Below are 15,546 nucleotides of genomic sequence, written 5' to 3' on the forward strand. Positions count from 1 at the left end.
TGCTGCGGCACCGGATGGGCGGCGAAAGCTGCCCGCCAGCCATGCAGGAACACGACCGGTTGCACGCAGAACGTGCAGTCACGTCACGTCTGACGGCAGCCGGTCCGGTTCGTAGGCCTGGTCCGACACCCGCAGGGCCCGCAGATAGGTCTGCGACCACCAGGCGACGTCATGGCTCATCACCCCCTCCAGCAGCGCGGCGTGGCGGCGGCGGCGTTCGGCCTTGGACATGCGCATGGCGTCGGCCATGGCCTGCGCCAGGTCGTGCGGGTCGTGGGGGTTGATGATCAGCGCCTCGGGCATCTGCTCGGCCGCGCCGGCAAAGCGCGACAGGATCAGCACTCCCGGGTCCTCGGGGTTCTGGGCGGCGACATATTCCTTGGCCACCAGGTTCATGCCGTCGGCCAGCGGCGTGACCAGGCCGATATGGGCCTGCCGGAACAGACCCGCCAGCACGTTGCGGGGCACGGGCCGGTGGATGAACCGGATCGGCGTCCAGTTAAGGGTCGAGAACTGCCCGTTGATCCGGCCCGCCAGGTGTTCGGTTTCCTCGCGGATGACCTGATAGGCCTCGACCTCGCCCCGCGTGGGAGGCGCGATCTGCAGGAACGACATCTTCTCGACCAGGTCGGGGTTCTGGTCCAGGAGGATCTGGAAGGCGCGGAAGCGTTGCGGGATGCCCTTGGAGTAATCCAGCCGGTCCACCCCGATCATCAGCTTGGCCCCGGTCAGGCTGCGGATGCGGTCCTCGTCGGGGGCATGCTCGGCCTCGGCCACGAAGGCCTGGGCATCGATGCCGATCGGGAAAACCTGCGCGTGGACCCGGCGATCGCCCAGAAGGAAGCTGGTCGGCGACAGCTGGACCACCTTGGCCAGTTGCCGCGCGCTTTCGGAAAAGGCGCCCAGGTCGCGCTGCGCCTGAAAGCCCAGAAGGTCGTAGTGGGACAGCCACTCGAACAGCTCGTCCGGATTCGGCAGTGCGGCGCAATCGGCAGGGCCGGGAAAGGGCGTGTGCAGGAAATGCCCGATGGGCGCGGTGACGCCCAGCTTGCGCAGCTCGGCGGCCAGCGGGAAGAGGTGATAGTCCTGAACCCAGATCCGGTCGCCTTCCTTCAGGTGCGGCACCATCATCCGGGCAATGCGCGCGTTCACCCGGCGATAGCCGTCCACGTATTCCGGCAGGATGCGCATCAGGTTCGGACGCCCGTGACAGAGCGGCCAGAGGATCGAGTTCGAATACCCCAGATAGTATTCCTCGTGATCCTGCGGCGTCAGGTCGAAGGACAGGCGCTGGAACGGCGCACCGGGATTGTCCTGCAGGTCGTCCGACGGATCGTCGGCCACCTCGCCCGAGAACCCGATCCAGACCCCGCCAGAGCTGCGCAACGCGTCTTCCAGCGCGACAACAAGGCCGCCGGACGGGTTGTCGCCCAGAGGCAGGCGGTTCGAGACGACGATCAGGCGCGACATGCTCTCTCCCTCAGTTCAGCGATGCGTCCAGCCAGGCCGCCAGCGCGGCAGGGTCGGACAGGCGGTGGCGGGCGGCGGTGGGACCCTCGCCGATCTTGATCGCGAAACCGCCGCGGGATTGCGCCTCGGCCATGGCGGGTTCGTCGGTGGTGTCATCGCCGGCGAAGACCGGCACGCGCCCCTCGAAGGGCGGCATCTGCATCAGCTGCGCCAGCGCGGTATCCTTGCCGACCCCGCCGGGCCGCAGCTCCAGCGCCATCTTGGCGGGCTGCAGCATCAGGTGCGGGTTGCGGGCGGCCAGATCGTGCATCGCATCCTCGACGAAGCCCTGAAGCGAGGGCGTGTCGCGGTAATGCATGGCGACGCCATGCGGCTTTTCCTCGACCAGAATCGCGGGATGGGGGGCGGCCAGCTTCCGTGCGGCGGCATGAAGGGCGGCGGCGTCGAAGGGCGCCTGGTGCAGCGTCTGGATCTCGTCGGGGCCGACCGAGAGTTCTGACCCGTGGCTGCCAGCGACGATACCCCGGAAATCCACCAGGTGGCCGCGCAGGTCCGCCACGTCCCGCCCCGAAATCAACGCAAGCGCCCCGTCCAGCCGGTCGTTCAGCCTGACCAGCCGGTCCCGCAGCGCCTCTGATACGACAACCGCGTCCGGGCGATGGGCGATCTCGACCAGGCAACCGTCGAAATCGAGAAACAGCGCGGCATCGGCGGGAAGCGGAGGGGGGTTCATGGGCGGCGATACTCCTGCAAGGCGTGGACACGGACCAGTGGCGTCAACATCCAACCCCCGAAGCCCCCCACTGGTTCACCATTCCGTGTATTTTTCTGCCGCGATGCGGCATGGCGGTCAGTATTCCACCCCTGCCTGCGCCTTGATGCCCGACCGGAAGGGATGCTTCACCTGCGTCATCTCGGTCACCAGGTCGGCGGCTTCGACCAGAGCCTCGGGCGCGCCGCGGCCGGTCAGGACCACGTGCGTCATCGGCGGCTTCTCGGATGCCAGGAACTCCACCACCTCGGTCACGTCCAGATAGCCATAGCGGAAGGCGATGTTGATCTCGTCCAGCAGAACCATGCGGATATCGGGGTTGCGGATCAGGTCCCGGGCCTTGGCCCAGCCAGCCTGGGCGGCGGCGATGTCGCGCGACTTGTCCTGGGTTTCCCAAGTGAACCCCTCGCCCATGCTGTGGAACTGGCAGAGGTCGGGGAAATGCGTCGTCAGCAGCCGCCGTTCGCCCGTGTCCCACGCCCCCTTGATGAACTGCACCACCGCCGACGGCATCCCGTGCGCGATGCAGCGCATGATCATCCCGAAGCCGGAGGAGGATTTGCCCTTGCCCGGGCCGGTATGGACGATGATCAGCCCCTTTTCGCCGGTCTTCGTCTCCATCATGCGGTCGCGGGCGGCCTTCTTCTTGGCCATCTTCCGGGCGTGGCGGGCCAGATCCTCGGCGGGAATGGGGTCGTTCTGGGTCACGGGCAGGCTCCTCCATGGTTGACAAATCACTGGCGCGGCGCTTTTGGTGGACGCGTGTTGGTTCCTGTCCTACGACAGGTGAAGAGGGAATGCGACAGGGCCCCGGCCCCAGGCGCAGCCGCCCCCGCGACCGTGACCGGAAAGGTCGCCCGATCCACTGGCAGATGCCGGGAAGGTGGGCCGACCGTTGGGGAAACCCTGGATCCGCAAGCCGGGAGACCTGCCAGCACCTGTTGTTGACGGGCGAACGGGGTGTTTCGCGACCGGCAGGCGATGGCCGGTCGACCCGCGCCGTCCCTTTCGGACATTCCCCGACCCCACAAAGGAAAGGCCGGCGATGCGCGCTGTTCTGCATGTCTGCACCACCTGCCGCGGCACCCAGCCGGCAGAGGACCTCGACGCCCCGCGCCCCGGCGCCGTCCTGCACGAGACGCTGCAGGACGCCGCCCCCGAGGGCGTGCAGATCCGTGCGGTCGAATGTCTCTCGGCCTGTTCGCAGGGCTGTTCGGTGGCCTTGTCGGCTCCGGGCAAGTGGTCCTATGTCTATGGCCGCCTGACGCCCGAAGACGCCGCAGACATCCTGGCCGGCGCCGCCGCCTATGCCGGCACCCCCGACGGCATCGTGCCCTGGCGCGAGCGCCCCGTGATCTTCCGCAAGCAGAGCCTTGCCCGAATTCCCCCGCAGGAGTGACAATGACCGATCTGACCAAGACCCCCGTCACCGTGATTACAGGCTTTCTGGGGTCGGGAAAGACGACCCTGATCCGCCACCTGATGCAGAACCCGCAGGGCAAGCGCCTTGCGGTGATCGTCAACGAATTCGGCACGATGGGCGTCGACGGTGACATCCTGAAGGGCTGCGCCGACGCATCCTGCCCGGCCGAGAACATCCTGGAGCTGTCGAACGGCTGCATCTGCTGCACGGTCGCCGACGACTTCATCCCGACGCTGGAATCGCTGATGGCGCTGCCGCAAAAGCCCGATCACATCCTGATCGAAACCTCGGGCCTGGCGCTGCCGAAACCCTTGCTGAAGGCTTTCGACTGGTCGGCGATCCGCTCGCGCATCACCGTGGACGGGGTGATCGCGCTGGCCGATGCCGAGGCGGTGGCGGCGGGCCGCTTTGCCCCCGACGTGGCGGCGGTGGACGCGCAGCGGCAGGCCGATGACAGCCTGGATCACGAGACGCCGCTGTCCGAGGTGTTCGAGGACCAGATCTCCTGCGCGGATGTGGTGCTGCTGACCAAGGCCGATCTGGCCGGAGAGGCGGGCATCGCCGCCGCCCGCGCCGTGATCGAGGCCGAGGCGCCCCGCCCCCTGCCCATCCTGACCGTGACCGAGGGCGCCATCGACCCGCGCCTGATCCTGGGCCTCGGCAAGGCCGCCGAGGATGACCTGGCCGCCCGGCCCAGCCACCATGACGGCGCTGACGATCACGAGCATGAGGATTTCGACACCGTCGTGATCGACCTGCCCGAAATCGCCGATCCCGCCGATCTGACCGTCCGCATCGCACGGCTGGCCGCCGAACAGCACATCCTGCGCGTCAAGGGACATGTCGCCGTGGCTGGCAAGCCCATGCGCCTGCTGGTGCAGGCGGTCGGCGCGCGGGTGCGCCACCAGTACGACCGCCCCTGGGGCGACCAGCCCCGCCGGTCGCGTCTGGTTGTGATCGCCGAACACGACCACGTCGATCCGGCGGCGATCCGGGCGGTTCTGGAGGCTGTGCCCGCGTAATGCACGTCATCTTCCGCGAACAGGTCGGACTCGAGCGGTCCGACACCCCCTACGACCCCGGCCAGACGCCGGCGGATCTGGTGGTCCTGTCGTTTTCCGACAGCGACCTCGGGGCATTCGCGGAGGGCTGGCGGCGCGCGGCGGGCGGACTGCCGTCGCTGCGGCTCTGCAACCTTGTGGCGCTGCGGCACCCCGTGTCGGTCGATACCTATGTCGAAAACACGCTGGCCGGCGCGAAAGGCATCCTGATCCGCCTGATCGGAGGAGAGGCCTATTGGCCCTATGGCCTGGCCTCTGTGCAGGATCTTGCGCGCCGGAAGGGGATCGCGCTGGCCGTGCTGCCCGCCGACGGTCGCGACGATGCGCGGCTGGAGGAGGCCTCGACCGTTCCGGCATCGGTCCTGCGCGTGCTACGGCGGCATTGCGACCAGGGCGGCGCGGTGGCCGCGCAGGCGGCGCTGGCGCAGATGGCCATCGCCTCGGGGCTGGAGGCCGCGCCGGTGCCGGGCCGCAAGACGCTGCCGCAGATGGGGTTCTATGATCCCGACCACGGCGTGGTCGATGCGCCGGGCGAAGTGCAGGCGCTGGTGACCTTTTACCGCAGTTGGCTGGCCGCCGCCGACATGGCCGCCATCGACGCGCTGATCCGCACGCTGCGCGGGGGCGGGATCAGCGCCACGGGGGCATTCGCGCCCTCTCTGAAGGCCGAGGGGCTTGGCGACTGGCTGGCGGCCGCCCTGACCACGGCGCCCCGGATCATCGTGAACGCCACCGGCTTTGCGGCGGGCAGCGGCGCAGCTGAACAGGTCGTTCCCCTCGGCCAAACAGCCCGGGCCGGAATGGCACCCTTTGCAGATTTCCCCGCGCCGGTCTTCCAGGTCGCCTTGTCCACCAACCGCCGCCGTGACTGGGCGGGGGCCGAACGTGGCCTGTCCCCCTCGGACCTGGCGATGAACGTCGTCCTGCCCGAGGTGGACGGCCGCATCTTCGCCGGCGTCATCAGCTTCAAGTCGCCCGGACGCCGCGACCCCGACCTGCAATATTCGCGCTTTGCCCACCGGCCCGACCCCGACCTGCTGACCGCCGCCGTGAACCGGATCGAGGCCTGGGCGCGGCTGGCCCAAACGCCCCTGCCCGCGCGCCGGGTGGCGATGGTGCTGTCCACCTATCCCGGCCGCGACTGGCAGATGGCCCATGCCGTCGGATTGGACGCGCCCGCCTCGGCAGATGCGGTGGGGGGGATGCTGGCCAAGGCCGGGTATGACGCCACCCCCGGCAGCGCGGCCGCGCTGACGACCGCGCGGCTGGACTGCCCGCTGGAGGAGTACCGCGCCGCGCTGGCCACCCTGCCGCAGGCGCTGCAGGACGATCTGCAGGCGGCTTGGGGCGCCCCCGAGGACGACCCCGACTGCCGGCATGGCGCTTTCCGCATCGCCGCGATCCGGCGCGGCAAGCTGATCGTCGCGCTGCAGCCCGAGCGCAGCCACCGCGCGGGGCGCGAGAATGATTACCACGACCTGACCCGCGTTCCTCGCCACGCCTATGTCGCCTTCTACCTGTGGCTGCGCGCGCAAGGCCCGCATGCGCTGGTCCACATGGGGGCCCATGGCACGCTGGAATGGCTGCCGGGCAAGGCGGTGGCGCTGTCGGGCGACTGCTGGCCGCAGGCGCTGACGGGGGCGCTGCCGGTGATCTATCCCTTCATCGTCAACGACCCGGGCGAGGCCGCGCAGGCCAAGCGCCGCATCGGTGCGGTGACGTTGGGCCACATGCCGCCGCCGATGCGGCAATCCGCCCTGCCCCCTGGCATGGCGGGGCTGGAGCGGAGCCTGGACGAATATTCCACCGCCGACGGGCTGGACCCCGCGCGCCGCGACCGCCTGATCGCCGCCATCCGCGACGAGGCCCGCGCCCTGGGGGTCGAGGATGACCTGGGCATCCCGCCCGATGCCTCTGCCGCCGAGGCGATCACCCGCATCGACCGCTTCGTTTGCGACATCAAGGAAAGCCAGTATGGCGAGGGGCTGCATGTCTGGGGCAGCGGTGAGTGTGGAGATGCCGAACGCGCGGGCCTGATGGCCGCGCTGGATGGGCGGTTCGTGGCGCCGGGCCCCTCGGGGTCGCCGAACCGGGGGCGCCGGGACGTGATGCCGACGGGCCGGAACCTCTTTTCGGTCGATCCGCGCGCCGTGCCCACGCCCGCAGCCCATGCGCAGGGCGTGAAACTGGCCGAGGAATTGCTGCGCCGCCACCTGCAGGATCACGGCGACTGGCCGCAGGGGCTGGTCGTGGACCTGTGGGGCAGCGCGACCATGCGCACCGCCGGCGAGGAATTCGCCATGGCCCTGCACCTGGCGGGGCTGAAGCCGGTCTGGGATGCGGGTTCGGGCCGCGTCTCGGGGGTCGAGGTGATCCCGGCGGCGCTGCTGGACCGGCCGCGCATCGACGTGACGCTGCGGGTCTCGGGCCTTTTTCGTGACGTCTTTCCGGTGCTGGCGCAGCTGTTCGAGACAGGGACGGCCACCCTGGCGGACCGGGACGAGGCCGGAAATCCCTATGCCGCCCGCGCGCCCCGCGTCTTTGGCCCGCAGCCGGGGCAATATGGCCTGGGCATGGGCACTGCGCCGGACAGCTTCACCGATGCGGCCCGGCAGGCGGCCGGAGAGGCGTGGCTGTCGGCCTCTGCCTGGGCGATCGGCGCGGACGGAACCAGCCGCCCCGACCGCGCGGGGCTGGAGGCGCGGCTGGCGGGCGTCGACAGCTTCGTGCACCCGCAAGACCTGCCCGAGACCGACTTGCTGATGGCCGCCGACTTTGCCGCACACGAGGCGGGATTCGCCGCCGCCATGGCTCATCTGGGGGGCAAGGCGGCGCTGTATCATCTTGACGCGACGCAGCCCGACCGCCCCCGCGCCCGCACCCTGACCGAGGAGGTGGCCCGCACCGTCCGCTCCCGCGCCGCCGACCCGGCCTGGGCCGACGCCATGACCCGCCACGGCTTTCGCGGCGCTGCCGAGATCGCGGCGACGCTGGACCACATGGCGGCCTTTGCCCATCTGGCGGGCGCCGTGCCGCCGCATCTGTTCGACCTGTATCACGAGGCAACGCTTGGCCGGCCCGAGATCGTGAACTTCATGGAGGCCGAGAACGCGCCGGCGCTGGCCGCGATGCGCGACCTGTTCCAGCGGCTGCACGAGGCGGGCCTGTGGGTGACGCGCCGCAACTCCATCGCGGTGACGCTGTGAGCGTGGTGAAGGGCTGGTGCCCCGGTGCGCTGCAGCCGATGCAGTCCGGCGACGGCTGGGTCGTCCGCATCCGCCCCCGGGGCGGGCGGCTGGACGCGGCGCAGGCGGGGGCCATCGCCGATGCCGCCGAGGCCCATGGCAACGGCGTGATCGAGCTGACCGGACGCGCCAACCTGCAGCTGCGCGGCGTGGCGCCCGCCGCGCACGCGCCGCTGGTTGCGGCCCTGTCGGCGCATGCCCTGATCGACGCCGACATCGCCGCCGAGACGCGGCGCAACATCCTTGTCACCCCCTTCGCGGATGCCGAGGCGGATGCCCTGGCCGAGGCGTTGGCTGGGGCGCTGGCCGCCTCGGACCTGCCGCTGCCGGCCAAATTCGGCTTTGCGGTCGATCCCGGCCGCGTCCCGGTCCTGGCCCGCGACCCGGCCGATATCCGCATCGAGCGGGGCCGCGAGGCCCTGCTGCTGCGCGCCGACGGGGTGAATCTCGCCGCCCCCTTGCGATCCGTCGATGATGCGCTGGCGCTGGCGCGGTGGTTTCTGGACATGGGCGGCGCGGCCGGTGGCCGTGGCCGGATGGCGGCGCTGATCGCGCGGGGCATCCGCCCCGATGCGGCGCTGCCGGCGCCCGCCCCCATGCCCCCGCCCGGCCCCGGCGCGGTCCCGCAGGGCATGCTGGCGGCGATGGAGTTCGGGCAGGTCCCCCCCGACACGCTGCGCCGCCTGGCGCGCCTTGGCCCCTTGCGGATGACTCCGTGGCGGATGCTGCTGGTGCGGGGCGCGCGCCACCTGCCCGCGATGCCGGGCCTGATCCTTGACCCCATAGACCCCCGCCTCAGGCTGCGGGCCTGCCCCGGCGCGCCCGCCTGTCCGCAGGCCCTGGCCGAGACCCGCAACCTGGCCCGCAGCCTGGCAGAGCTTGTCCCGCCCGGCGCGGTGCTGCATGTGTCTGGCTGCGCCAAGGGCTGCGGCTGGCCGCACGCCGCCGACCGCACCCTGACCGCCACGACCGAAGGGTTCGACCTGATCTGCCACGGCCGCGCCGCCGATCCCGCCGCCCTGCGCGGCCTGCACCCCGACCAACTGCCGAAGGTTCTCTGATGCCCCACGACTATGAAAAGGACGGCGCCGCCATCTATCGCCAGTCCTTCGCCACCATCCGGGCCGAGGCCGATCTGGCGCGCTTCGACGCCGACGAGGAGCCCGTCGTCGTCCGCATGATCCACGCGGCGGGGCTGGTGGGCCTGGAACGCGACGTGGCCTTCACCCCCGGCATGGCGACCGCCGCCCGCGCGGCGCTAGCGGCCGGTGCCCCGATCCTCTGCGATGCGCGCATGGTCAGCGAAGGCGTGACCCGTGCCCGGCTGCCCGCGAACAACCAGGTTATCTGCACCCTGCACGACCCTCGCGTCCCAGACATGGCGCGCGACATGGGCAACACCCGCAGCGCCACCGCGCTGGAGCTGTGGCGTCCGCATCTGGACGGCGCGCTGGTCGCCATCGGCAATGCGCCGACCGCCCTGTTCCACTTGCTGAACATGCTGGAAGACCCTGCCTGCCCCCGTCCCGCCGCGATCATCGGCTGCCCCGTGGGCTTCGTGGGCGCGGCCGAATCCAAGGACGCGCTGATGGCGGCACCTCCTGCACCCTCGGTCATCGTGCGCGGGCGGCTTGGCGGCTCGGCCATCACCGTGGCGGCGATCAACGCGCTGGCCAGCCGGAAGGAGTGAACCATGGGACAGATCATCTGCGCGGGTCTTGGGCCGGGGGATCCGGACCTCATCTCGGTGGGCGCGGACCGCGCGATCCGGGGCGCGCGGCACGTGGCCTTCTTCCGCAAGCCCGGACGGCAGGGGCAGGCCCGGCGGATCGTGCAGGGCATGCTGCCTGCCGGTTGCACCGAATACCCGATGGAATACCCGGTGACGACGGAACTGCCCTTCGACAGCCCAGCCTATAACGACCTGCTGTCGGCCTTCTACGACGACTGGGCAGGGCGTCTGGCGGCGCTGGCCGCGACCGACGAGGTGGTGGTGCTGTGCGAAGGGGACCCGTTTCTTTATGGCTCTTTCATGCACCTCTATGTGCGGCTGAAGGACCGGGTGCCGGTGCGGGTGATCCCCGGCACTCCCGGCATGGTCGGCTGCTGGAATGCCAGCGGCACGCCGATCACCTGGGGCGACGACGTGCTGACCGTGCTGATGGGCACGCTTCCCGAAGCCGACCTGGCGCGCCACATGTCGGCCTGCGACGCGATGGTGGTCATGAAGACCGGCCGCAACCTGCCCAAGGTCCGCCGCGCGCTGGCCGCCGCCGGACGCCTTGATGACGCCTGGCTGGTCGAGCGCGGCACCATGCCGGGCCAACGCATCGCGCGGCTGGCCGAGGTCGAGGGCGCCGACTGCCCCTATTTCGCCATCGTATTGGTCCACGGCCAGGGCCGCCGCCCTGTTGCGGTGCCGGATGCTGCCGAATGACCGGCTGGATCGCCGTCGCGGGCCTGGGGCCGGGCGATGATGCACTGGTCACGCCCGAGGTGACCGCCGCCCTGGATCAGGCGACGGATGTGATCGGGTATATCCCCTATGTTGCGCGGGTCGCGCCGCGTCCGGGCCTGGTGCTGCATCCCTCGGACAACCGGGTGGAACTGGATCGCGCGCGCCACGCGCTGGACCTGGCGGCGGCGGGGCGGCGGGTGGTCATCGTGTCGTCCGGCGATCCGGGGGTCTTTGCCATGGCCTCGGCCCTATTCGAGGCGCTCGAGGCGGCGGGCGCCGATCCGGACATCCGCATCCTGCCGGGCATCACGGCGATGCTGGCGGCGGCGGCGCGGGCCGGCGCGCCCTTGGGCCACGATTTCTGCGCGATCAACCTCTCGGACAACCTCAAGCCCTTCGCGCTGGTCGAACACCGCCTGCGCCATGCGGCGCGGGGCGATTTCGCGATGGCGTTTTACAACCCCCGGTCGCGGTCCCGCCCCGAGGGCTTTGCCCGCGTGCTGGAGATCCTGCGCGAGGAATGCGAACCTGGGCGCCTGCTGATCTTCGCCCGCGCCGTCAGCACCCCGGACGAGGCGCTGCAGATCGTGACGCTGGCCGATGCCCACCCCGCGATGGCCGACATGCGCACGGTCGTGCTGGTCGGCAACTCTGCCACGCGGCGGGTCGGCCGGTGGGTCTATACCCCCCGCAGCGCAGGCGTCGCCTGATGCGAGGCGGACGTCAGACGCGGCGCCCTTGCCGGCAGTTGCCGGAACTGTCAGCCGCTGCCGGCAGGGGTGCTGTCGCGCAGCCAATCCAGCGCCACCTGCGGCTCGGTGACCGTCATGCGCTCTGGAACCCATGGGCGGTCGATCATGATCACGCGGATGCCCAGGGCCCGCGCGGCAGCAAGCTTCGCCGCCGCCCCGCTGCCGCCGCTGTTCTTGGCGACCAGGTGCGTGATGCCATGCGCGGCCATCAGCGCTCGGTCGCCGGCTTCGGTGAAGGGTCCGCGGGCGATCACGACGTCGGCTTGCGGCAGGGGCGGTTCGCCGGGCGCATCTATCAGCCGCAGCAGCCAGCGATGCGGCAGGCCGGCGAAGGACGCAAGGCTCTGCTTGCCGATGGCCAGGAAGATCCGCGAGGGCGTCGGCGGCAGCATCGCGACGGCACCGTCGATGTCGGCAACGCCGGTCCAGTCGTCCCCCGGACCGGGTTGCCACTCCGGGCGCTGCAGGGCCAGCAGCGGCACACCGGCGCGGCGCGCGGCCTGGGTCGCGTTGCGGCTGATGCGGGCGGCGAAGGGGTGCGTGGCATCGATCAGGTGGCTGATCGCCTTGTCGCGCAGGTAACGCTCCAGCCCTTCGGGGCCGCCGAAGCCGCCGATGCGCAGCGGCAGTGGCTGGGCCAACGGTGCGGCGGTGCGCCCGGCATAGGAATAGATCGCCGGCACCTGCGCTTCGGCAAGCAGGCGAGCCAGGGCGCTGGCTTCGGACGTTCCGCCCAGCAGAAGGACGCGCGGCATGGCTGACCCTTGGTTGACAATCATCGGGATCACCGAGAATGGCTTGCCCGGCCTGGGCGATGCAAGCCGCCATGCGCTGGCCGCGGCCGAGGTCGTGTTCGGCGGCCCTCGCCATCTGCAGCTTGCGGGGGTCGGCGCGCGGGGACGGTTCTGGCCGGTGCCATTCGACATCGCACCGGTGCTGGCGCTGCGGGGGCAGCGGGTGGCGGTGCTGGCCTCGGGCGATCCCTTCTGGTTCGGCGCCGGCGGCAGCCTTGCCGCAGCGTTGCAGCCCGCCGAATGGCGCGCCCTACCCGCGCCGGGGGTGCTGTCGCTGGCGGCTGCGCGGCTTGGCTGGCGGATCGAGAGCTGCGTGACCTTGGGCCTGCACGCCGCCCCCTTCGCGCGCCTTCGGCCGCATCTGGCGCGCGGCTGCCGGATCATTGCGACGCTGCGGGACGGTAACGCCCCGGCCACGCTGGCCGCCTGGCTGAGGGCGCAGAGCGCGGGGGCCATCCGGATGACGGTGCTGGAGCGGCTTGCAGGGCCCGCCGAACGTGTCCGCCAGGCCACGGCGGCGGGGTTCGCGCTGACGGATGTGGGCGCGCCGGTGGCCGTGGCGCTGGACGGGTCGGACCTGCCACGCGGCTTCGGGCTGTCGGCTGTTGCGGGCCGTCCCGACGACCAGTTCGCCCATCAGGGCCAGATCACCAAGTCGCCGATCCGGGCGCTGACGCTGGCGGCGCTGGTGCCGAGGGCCGGCGCGCTGCTGTGGGACATCGGCGGCGGGTCGGGGTCGATCTCGGTCGAGTGGGCGCTGGCCGGGGGCCGCGCGATCTGTCTCGAGCCGCGGGCGGACCGGCTGGCGCTGATCCGCGCCAACCTGGACGACTTCGGCCTGGCCGACCGCGTGATGCTGCGACAGGGCGCGGCGCCGCAGGCGCTGGCGGACCTGCCCGAACCGGATGCGGTCTTCGTCGGTGGCGGGGCCAGCGCGGCCCTGTTCGACATGCTGTGGCCCGTGCTGCCGCCCGGCGCGCGGCTGGTCGCCAATGCCGTGACGCTAGAGACCGAGGCGCTGCTGGCCGACCGCCATGCCCGTCACGGCGGCGATCTGACCCGGATCGAGTTCGCCCGCGCCGCCCCCCTGGGCGGCATGCGCGGCTGGCAACCGGCCCGCCCGGTCGTGCAATGGGCAGTCAGCCGATGAGGATCGCCGGCATCGGCTGTCGTCCCGGAACCGGCTCCGGCCCGATCCTTGACGCCATCGCAGCGGCGGGCAGCATCGACGCGCTGGCCACCATTCCCGCCCGCGAAGCCGAGTTACGCCCCGCCGCTGCCGCGCTAAGATTGCCATTGCACCTGGTCGCGGTCACGGGCATCGCCACGCCGACGCAGTCACCGCGCATCCAGTCGCTGCACGGGACCGGATCGGTGGCCGAGGCTGCCGCCATCGCCTGCGGCGGCAGGCTGCTGGCCCCGCGCCGCACCTTCGGCCCCGTCACCATCGCCATCGCAGAGGTTCCATGACCGTCCATTTCATCGGCGCCGGCCCCGGTGCCGCCGACCTGATCACGCTGCGGGGCCGCAACCTGATCGCCGCCTGTCCCGTCTGCCTCTATGCCGGCAGCCTGGTGCCGCCCGCCCTGCTGCAGCACTGCCCGCCCGGCGCCCGGATCGTGAACACCGCGCCGCTCAGCCTGGACCAGATCGTCGAGGAGATGGCGCAGGCCAATGCCAAAGGCCATGACGTTGCGCGGCTGCATTCGGGCGACCTGTCGGTCTGGTCGGCACTGGGCGAACAGCTGCGCCGCCTGCGCCAGCTTGGCATCCCGTTCCAGGTGACGCCGGGCGTGCCGTCCTTCGCCGCGGCGGCCGCCGCGCTGGAGACCGAGCTGACGCTGCCCGGCATTTCGCAATCGGTGGTGCTGACACGGACGCCGGGCCGCGCCTCGACCATGCCCGAACGCGAAACGCTGACCGCCTTCGCCGCCACCGGGGCGACGCTGGCGATCCATCTGTCGATCCACGCGCTGGACCGGGTGGTGGCGGACCTGATGCCGGATTACGGCCCCGACTGCCCGGTGGCGGTGGTCTGGCGGGCCAGCTGGCCTGACCAGCGGATCATCCGGTCAACGCTGTCGCGGGTTCAGGACGACGCGCAGGGGATCGACCGGACCGCGCTGATCCTGGTCGGCCCCGCACTGGCGGCCGAGGGGTTCGACGACAGCCGCCTTTACGCCGCCGACTATGACCGCCGCTATCGCCCTGTCGGCCCCGACCCGAGGTTTCCGGAATGACGCCAGGACTGATGATCTCGGCCCCTGCCTCGGGGACCGGCAAGACGATGCTGATGCTGGGCCTGCTGACGGCGCTGCGGCGCAAGGGGCTGACCGTGCAGCCCTTCAAGTCGGGACCCGACTACATCGATCCGGGGTTCCACCATGCGGCCTCGGGGCGATCCAGCTTCAATCTGGATGCCTGGGCGATGGAGCCGGGGCGCATCGCCGCCCATGTCACGGGCCAGCCGCCTGCCGACCTGGTGCTGGCCGAAGGATCGATGGGGCTTTTCGACGGGGTCGCGTCGGCCGGGGAAACCGGCATCGGTTCCAGCGCCGAGATCGCGCAGATGATGGGCTGGCCGGTGGTGCTGATCCTGGACGTGGGCGGCCAGGCGCAGTCGGCCGCCGCCACCGCGCGGGGCTTTGCCACGCTGCGGCCGGACCTGCCCTTCGCGGGGGTGGTGCTGAACCGCGTCGCCTCGGCGAGGCACGAGGCGCTGATCCGCGAAGGGATGCGCGCCGCCGGGATCACGGTGCTGGGCGTCCTGCCGCGTCAGGGCAACATCACCCTGCCGGAACGCCACCTGGGGCTGGTCCAGGCCGAAGAGACCGCTGGCCTCCAGGCGATTCTGGATCATGCGGGCGACTTTGTCGGCGCGCATTGCAACCTTGATGCCATTGTCGCCGCCGCCGCCAGCCGCACCCTGCCCGATCACGCGGCGCCGCTGCCGCTGACCGCGCCCGGCATGCGCATCGCCCTGGCCCGGGATGCCGCCTTCAGCTTCGTCTACCCCCACGTGATCGAGGCCTGGCGCAGAGCCGGTGCGACGATCCTGCCGTTCTCGCCGCTGGCCGACCAGGGCCCGGATGTCAGCGCGGACTGCTGCTGGCTGCCCGGCGGCTATCCTGAACTGCACGCGCCGCGCATCGCGTCTGCCGAAGGCTTTCGCGCGGCCTTGCACCGCTTTGCCGCAACCCGCCCGGTGCACGGCGAATGCGGCGGCTATATGGCGCTTGGGGCGGGGCTGGTCGATGCCGAGGGCAAACGACACCCGATGCTGGGCCTGCTGGGGCTGGAGACGAGCTATGCCAAGCGCCGGATGCACCTGGGATACCGGCGGGCCGAACCGCTGGCGGCGGTGCCGGGCCTCGGCCGGCACCCGCTGCGGGGGCACGAGTTCCACTATGCCTCGATCCTGTCGCAGCCCGACGCGCCGCTGGCGCAGGTGACGGATGCCAACGGCGCCCAGGTGCCCGAGACTGGCAGCCATCGCGCGATGCCCGGCGGTGGGCAGGTCACGGGGACATTCTTTCATCTGATTGCGCCTGCCACGACTTGACGCAGGCGG

15 protein-coding genes and 1 riboswitch are annotated in these 15,546 nt (G+C 71.1%); of the genes, 11 read left to right on the plus strand and 4 right to left on the minus strand.

Annotated elements, in window-relative coordinates; all coding sequences use genetic code 11:
* Positions 1 to 78: 78 nt before the first annotated feature.
* The 3 genes from OC159_RS12770 to cobO form a co-directional block, all read right to left on the minus strand.
* On the minus strand, positions 79 to 1,470 hold the full coding sequence (locus OC159_RS12770; RefSeq protein WP_265501560.1) for an alpha,alpha-trehalose-phosphate synthase (UDP-forming): 1,392 nt from the start codon (positions 1,468 to 1,470) through the stop codon (positions 79 to 81).
* A 10-nt stretch (positions 1,471 to 1,480) separates the two neighbouring features.
* Positions 1,481 to 2,203: a trehalose-phosphatase gene (gene otsB, locus OC159_RS12775; protein WP_265501561.1), complete on the minus strand. Its 723-nt coding sequence runs from the start codon at positions 2,201 to 2,203 to the stop codon at positions 1,481 to 1,483.
* Positions 2,204 to 2,320: 117 nt separating this feature from the next.
* Positions 2,321 to 2,950: a cob(I)yrinic acid a,c-diamide adenosyltransferase gene (gene cobO / locus OC159_RS12780; RefSeq protein ID WP_265501562.1), complete on the minus strand. Its 630-nt coding sequence runs from the start codon at positions 2,948 to 2,950 to the stop codon at positions 2,321 to 2,323.
* Between the two features lie 41 nt (positions 2,951 to 2,991).
* A riboswitch (cobalamin riboswitch) is annotated at positions 2,992 to 3,192 on the plus strand.
* Between the two features lie 95 nt (positions 3,193 to 3,287).
* Here cobO and OC159_RS12785 point away from each other — a divergent pair.
* From OC159_RS12785 to cobJ, 7 genes are read left to right on the plus strand one after another with little or no spacing between them, the layout of a single operon-like run.
* Complete coding sequence (locus OC159_RS12785) at positions 3,288 to 3,641, plus strand: DUF1636 domain-containing protein (protein ID WP_265501563.1); 354 nt, start codon at positions 3,288 to 3,290, stop codon at positions 3,639 to 3,641.
* Between the two features lie 2 nt (positions 3,642 to 3,643).
* Positions 3,644 to 4,687: a cobalamin biosynthesis protein CobW gene (gene cobW / locus OC159_RS12790; RefSeq protein ID WP_265501564.1), complete on the plus strand. Its 1,044-nt coding sequence runs from the start codon at positions 3,644 to 3,646 to the stop codon at positions 4,685 to 4,687.
* The gene (gene cobN, locus OC159_RS12795) at positions 4,687 to 7,932 is read left to right on the plus strand and encodes a cobaltochelatase subunit CobN (protein ID WP_265501565.1); all 3,246 of its coding nucleotides are present in this window, start codon (positions 4,687 to 4,689) and stop codon (positions 7,930 to 7,932) included. Before cobW ends, cobN begins: the two co-directional genes overlap by 1 nt.
* Complete coding sequence (gene cobG / locus OC159_RS12800; RefSeq protein ID WP_265501566.1) at positions 7,929 to 9,032, plus strand: precorrin-3B synthase; 1,104 nt, start codon at positions 7,929 to 7,931, stop codon at positions 9,030 to 9,032. The genes cobN and cobG overlap by 4 nt, the downstream gene beginning before the upstream one ends.
* Positions 9,032 to 9,661: a precorrin-8X methylmutase gene (locus tag OC159_RS12805; protein WP_265501567.1), complete on the plus strand. Its 630-nt coding sequence runs from the start codon at positions 9,032 to 9,034 to the stop codon at positions 9,659 to 9,661. The genes cobG and OC159_RS12805 overlap by 1 nt, the downstream gene beginning before the upstream one ends.
* A gap of 3 nt (positions 9,662 to 9,664) precedes the next feature.
* Positions 9,665 to 10,408: a precorrin-2 C(20)-methyltransferase gene (cobI, locus tag OC159_RS12810; RefSeq protein WP_265501568.1), complete on the plus strand. Its 744-nt coding sequence runs from the start codon at positions 9,665 to 9,667 to the stop codon at positions 10,406 to 10,408.
* Positions 10,405 to 11,139, plus strand: coding sequence for a precorrin-3B C(17)-methyltransferase (cobJ, locus tag OC159_RS12815; RefSeq protein ID WP_265501569.1), 735 nt, complete (start codon positions 10,405 to 10,407; stop codon positions 11,137 to 11,139). The genes cobI and cobJ overlap by 4 nt, the downstream gene beginning before the upstream one ends.
* Before the next feature lie 50 nt (positions 11,140 to 11,189).
* Here cobJ and OC159_RS12820 read toward each other — a convergent pair whose 3' ends face one another.
* Positions 11,190 to 11,936, minus strand: a complete 747-nt coding sequence (locus tag OC159_RS12820) for a cobalt-precorrin-6A reductase (RefSeq protein ID WP_265501570.1) — start codon at positions 11,934 to 11,936, stop codon at positions 11,190 to 11,192.
* Between OC159_RS12820 and cbiE the strand changes: the two genes are divergently transcribed.
* Genes cbiE through OC159_RS12840 form a run of 4 tightly spaced genes read left to right on the plus strand, consistent with a single transcriptional unit; the run spans position 11,935 to position 15,537 of the window.
* Positions 11,935 to 13,125 carry a precorrin-6y C5,15-methyltransferase (decarboxylating) subunit CbiE gene (gene cbiE / locus OC159_RS12825; RefSeq protein ID WP_265501571.1) on the plus strand — a complete coding sequence of 397 codons (1,191 nt, stop codon included), beginning with the start codon at positions 11,935 to 11,937 and terminating at the stop codon, positions 13,123 to 13,125. The two genes, OC159_RS12820 and cbiE, sit on opposite strands and share 2 nt — an antisense overlap.
* The gene (locus OC159_RS12830; protein WP_265501572.1) at positions 13,107 to 13,445 is read left to right on the plus strand and encodes a cobalamin biosynthesis protein; all 339 of its coding nucleotides are present in this window, start codon (positions 13,107 to 13,109) and stop codon (positions 13,443 to 13,445) included. Before cbiE ends, OC159_RS12830 begins: the two co-directional genes overlap by 19 nt.
* The gene (gene cobM / locus OC159_RS12835) at positions 13,442 to 14,215 is read left to right on the plus strand and encodes a precorrin-4 C(11)-methyltransferase (protein WP_265501573.1); all 774 of its coding nucleotides are present in this window, start codon (positions 13,442 to 13,444) and stop codon (positions 14,213 to 14,215) included. The genes OC159_RS12830 and cobM overlap by 4 nt, the downstream gene beginning before the upstream one ends.
* Complete coding sequence (locus OC159_RS12840) at positions 14,212 to 15,537, plus strand: cobyrinate a,c-diamide synthase (protein WP_265501574.1); 1,326 nt, start codon at positions 14,212 to 14,214, stop codon at positions 15,535 to 15,537. The genes cobM and OC159_RS12840 overlap by 4 nt, the downstream gene beginning before the upstream one ends.
* Positions 15,538 to 15,546 lie beyond the last annotated feature (9 nt).

This window comes from Paracoccus beibuensis, from assembly GCF_026162625.1.
Classification (GTDB): Bacteria; Pseudomonadota; Alphaproteobacteria; order Rhodobacterales; family Rhodobacteraceae; genus Paracoccus; species Paracoccus beibuensis.

Coding starts and splice junctions, on each gene's coding strand:
- OC159_RS12820 (WP_265501570.1), bottom strand. CDS start 11,936: ATGCCGCGCGTCCTTCTGCTGGGCGGAACGTCCGAAGCCAGCGCCCTG.
- cobI (WP_265501568.1), top strand. CDS start 9,665: ATGGGACAGATCATCTGCGCGGGTCTTGGGCCGGGGGATCCGGACCTC.
- cbiE (WP_265501571.1), top strand. CDS start 11,935: ATGGCTGACCCTTGGTTGACAATCATCGGGATCACCGAGAATGGCTTG.
- OC159_RS12805 (WP_265501567.1), top strand. CDS start 9,032: ATGCCCCACGACTATGAAAAGGACGGCGCCGCCATCTATCGCCAGTCC.
- OC159_RS12840 (WP_265501574.1), top strand. CDS start 14,212: ATGACGCCAGGACTGATGATCTCGGCCCCTGCCTCGGGGACCGGCAAG.
- cobJ (WP_265501569.1), top strand. CDS start 10,405: ATGACCGGCTGGATCGCCGTCGCGGGCCTGGGGCCGGGCGATGATGCA.
- cobN (WP_265501565.1), top strand. CDS start 4,687: ATGCACGTCATCTTCCGCGAACAGGTCGGACTCGAGCGGTCCGACACC.
- OC159_RS12785 (WP_265501563.1), top strand. CDS start 3,288: ATGCGCGCTGTTCTGCATGTCTGCACCACCTGCCGCGGCACCCAGCCG.
- OC159_RS12770 (WP_265501560.1), bottom strand. CDS start 1,470: ATGTCGCGCCTGATCGTCGTCTCGAACCGCCTGCCTCTGGGCGACAAC.
- otsB (WP_265501561.1), bottom strand. CDS start 2,203: ATGAACCCCCCTCCGCTTCCCGCCGATGCCGCGCTGTTTCTCGATTTC.
- OC159_RS12830 (WP_265501572.1), top strand. CDS start 13,107: ATGGGCAGTCAGCCGATGAGGATCGCCGGCATCGGCTGTCGTCCCGGA.
- cobM (WP_265501573.1), top strand. CDS start 13,442: ATGACCGTCCATTTCATCGGCGCCGGCCCCGGTGCCGCCGACCTGATC.
- cobW (WP_265501564.1), top strand. CDS start 3,644: ATGACCGATCTGACCAAGACCCCCGTCACCGTGATTACAGGCTTTCTG.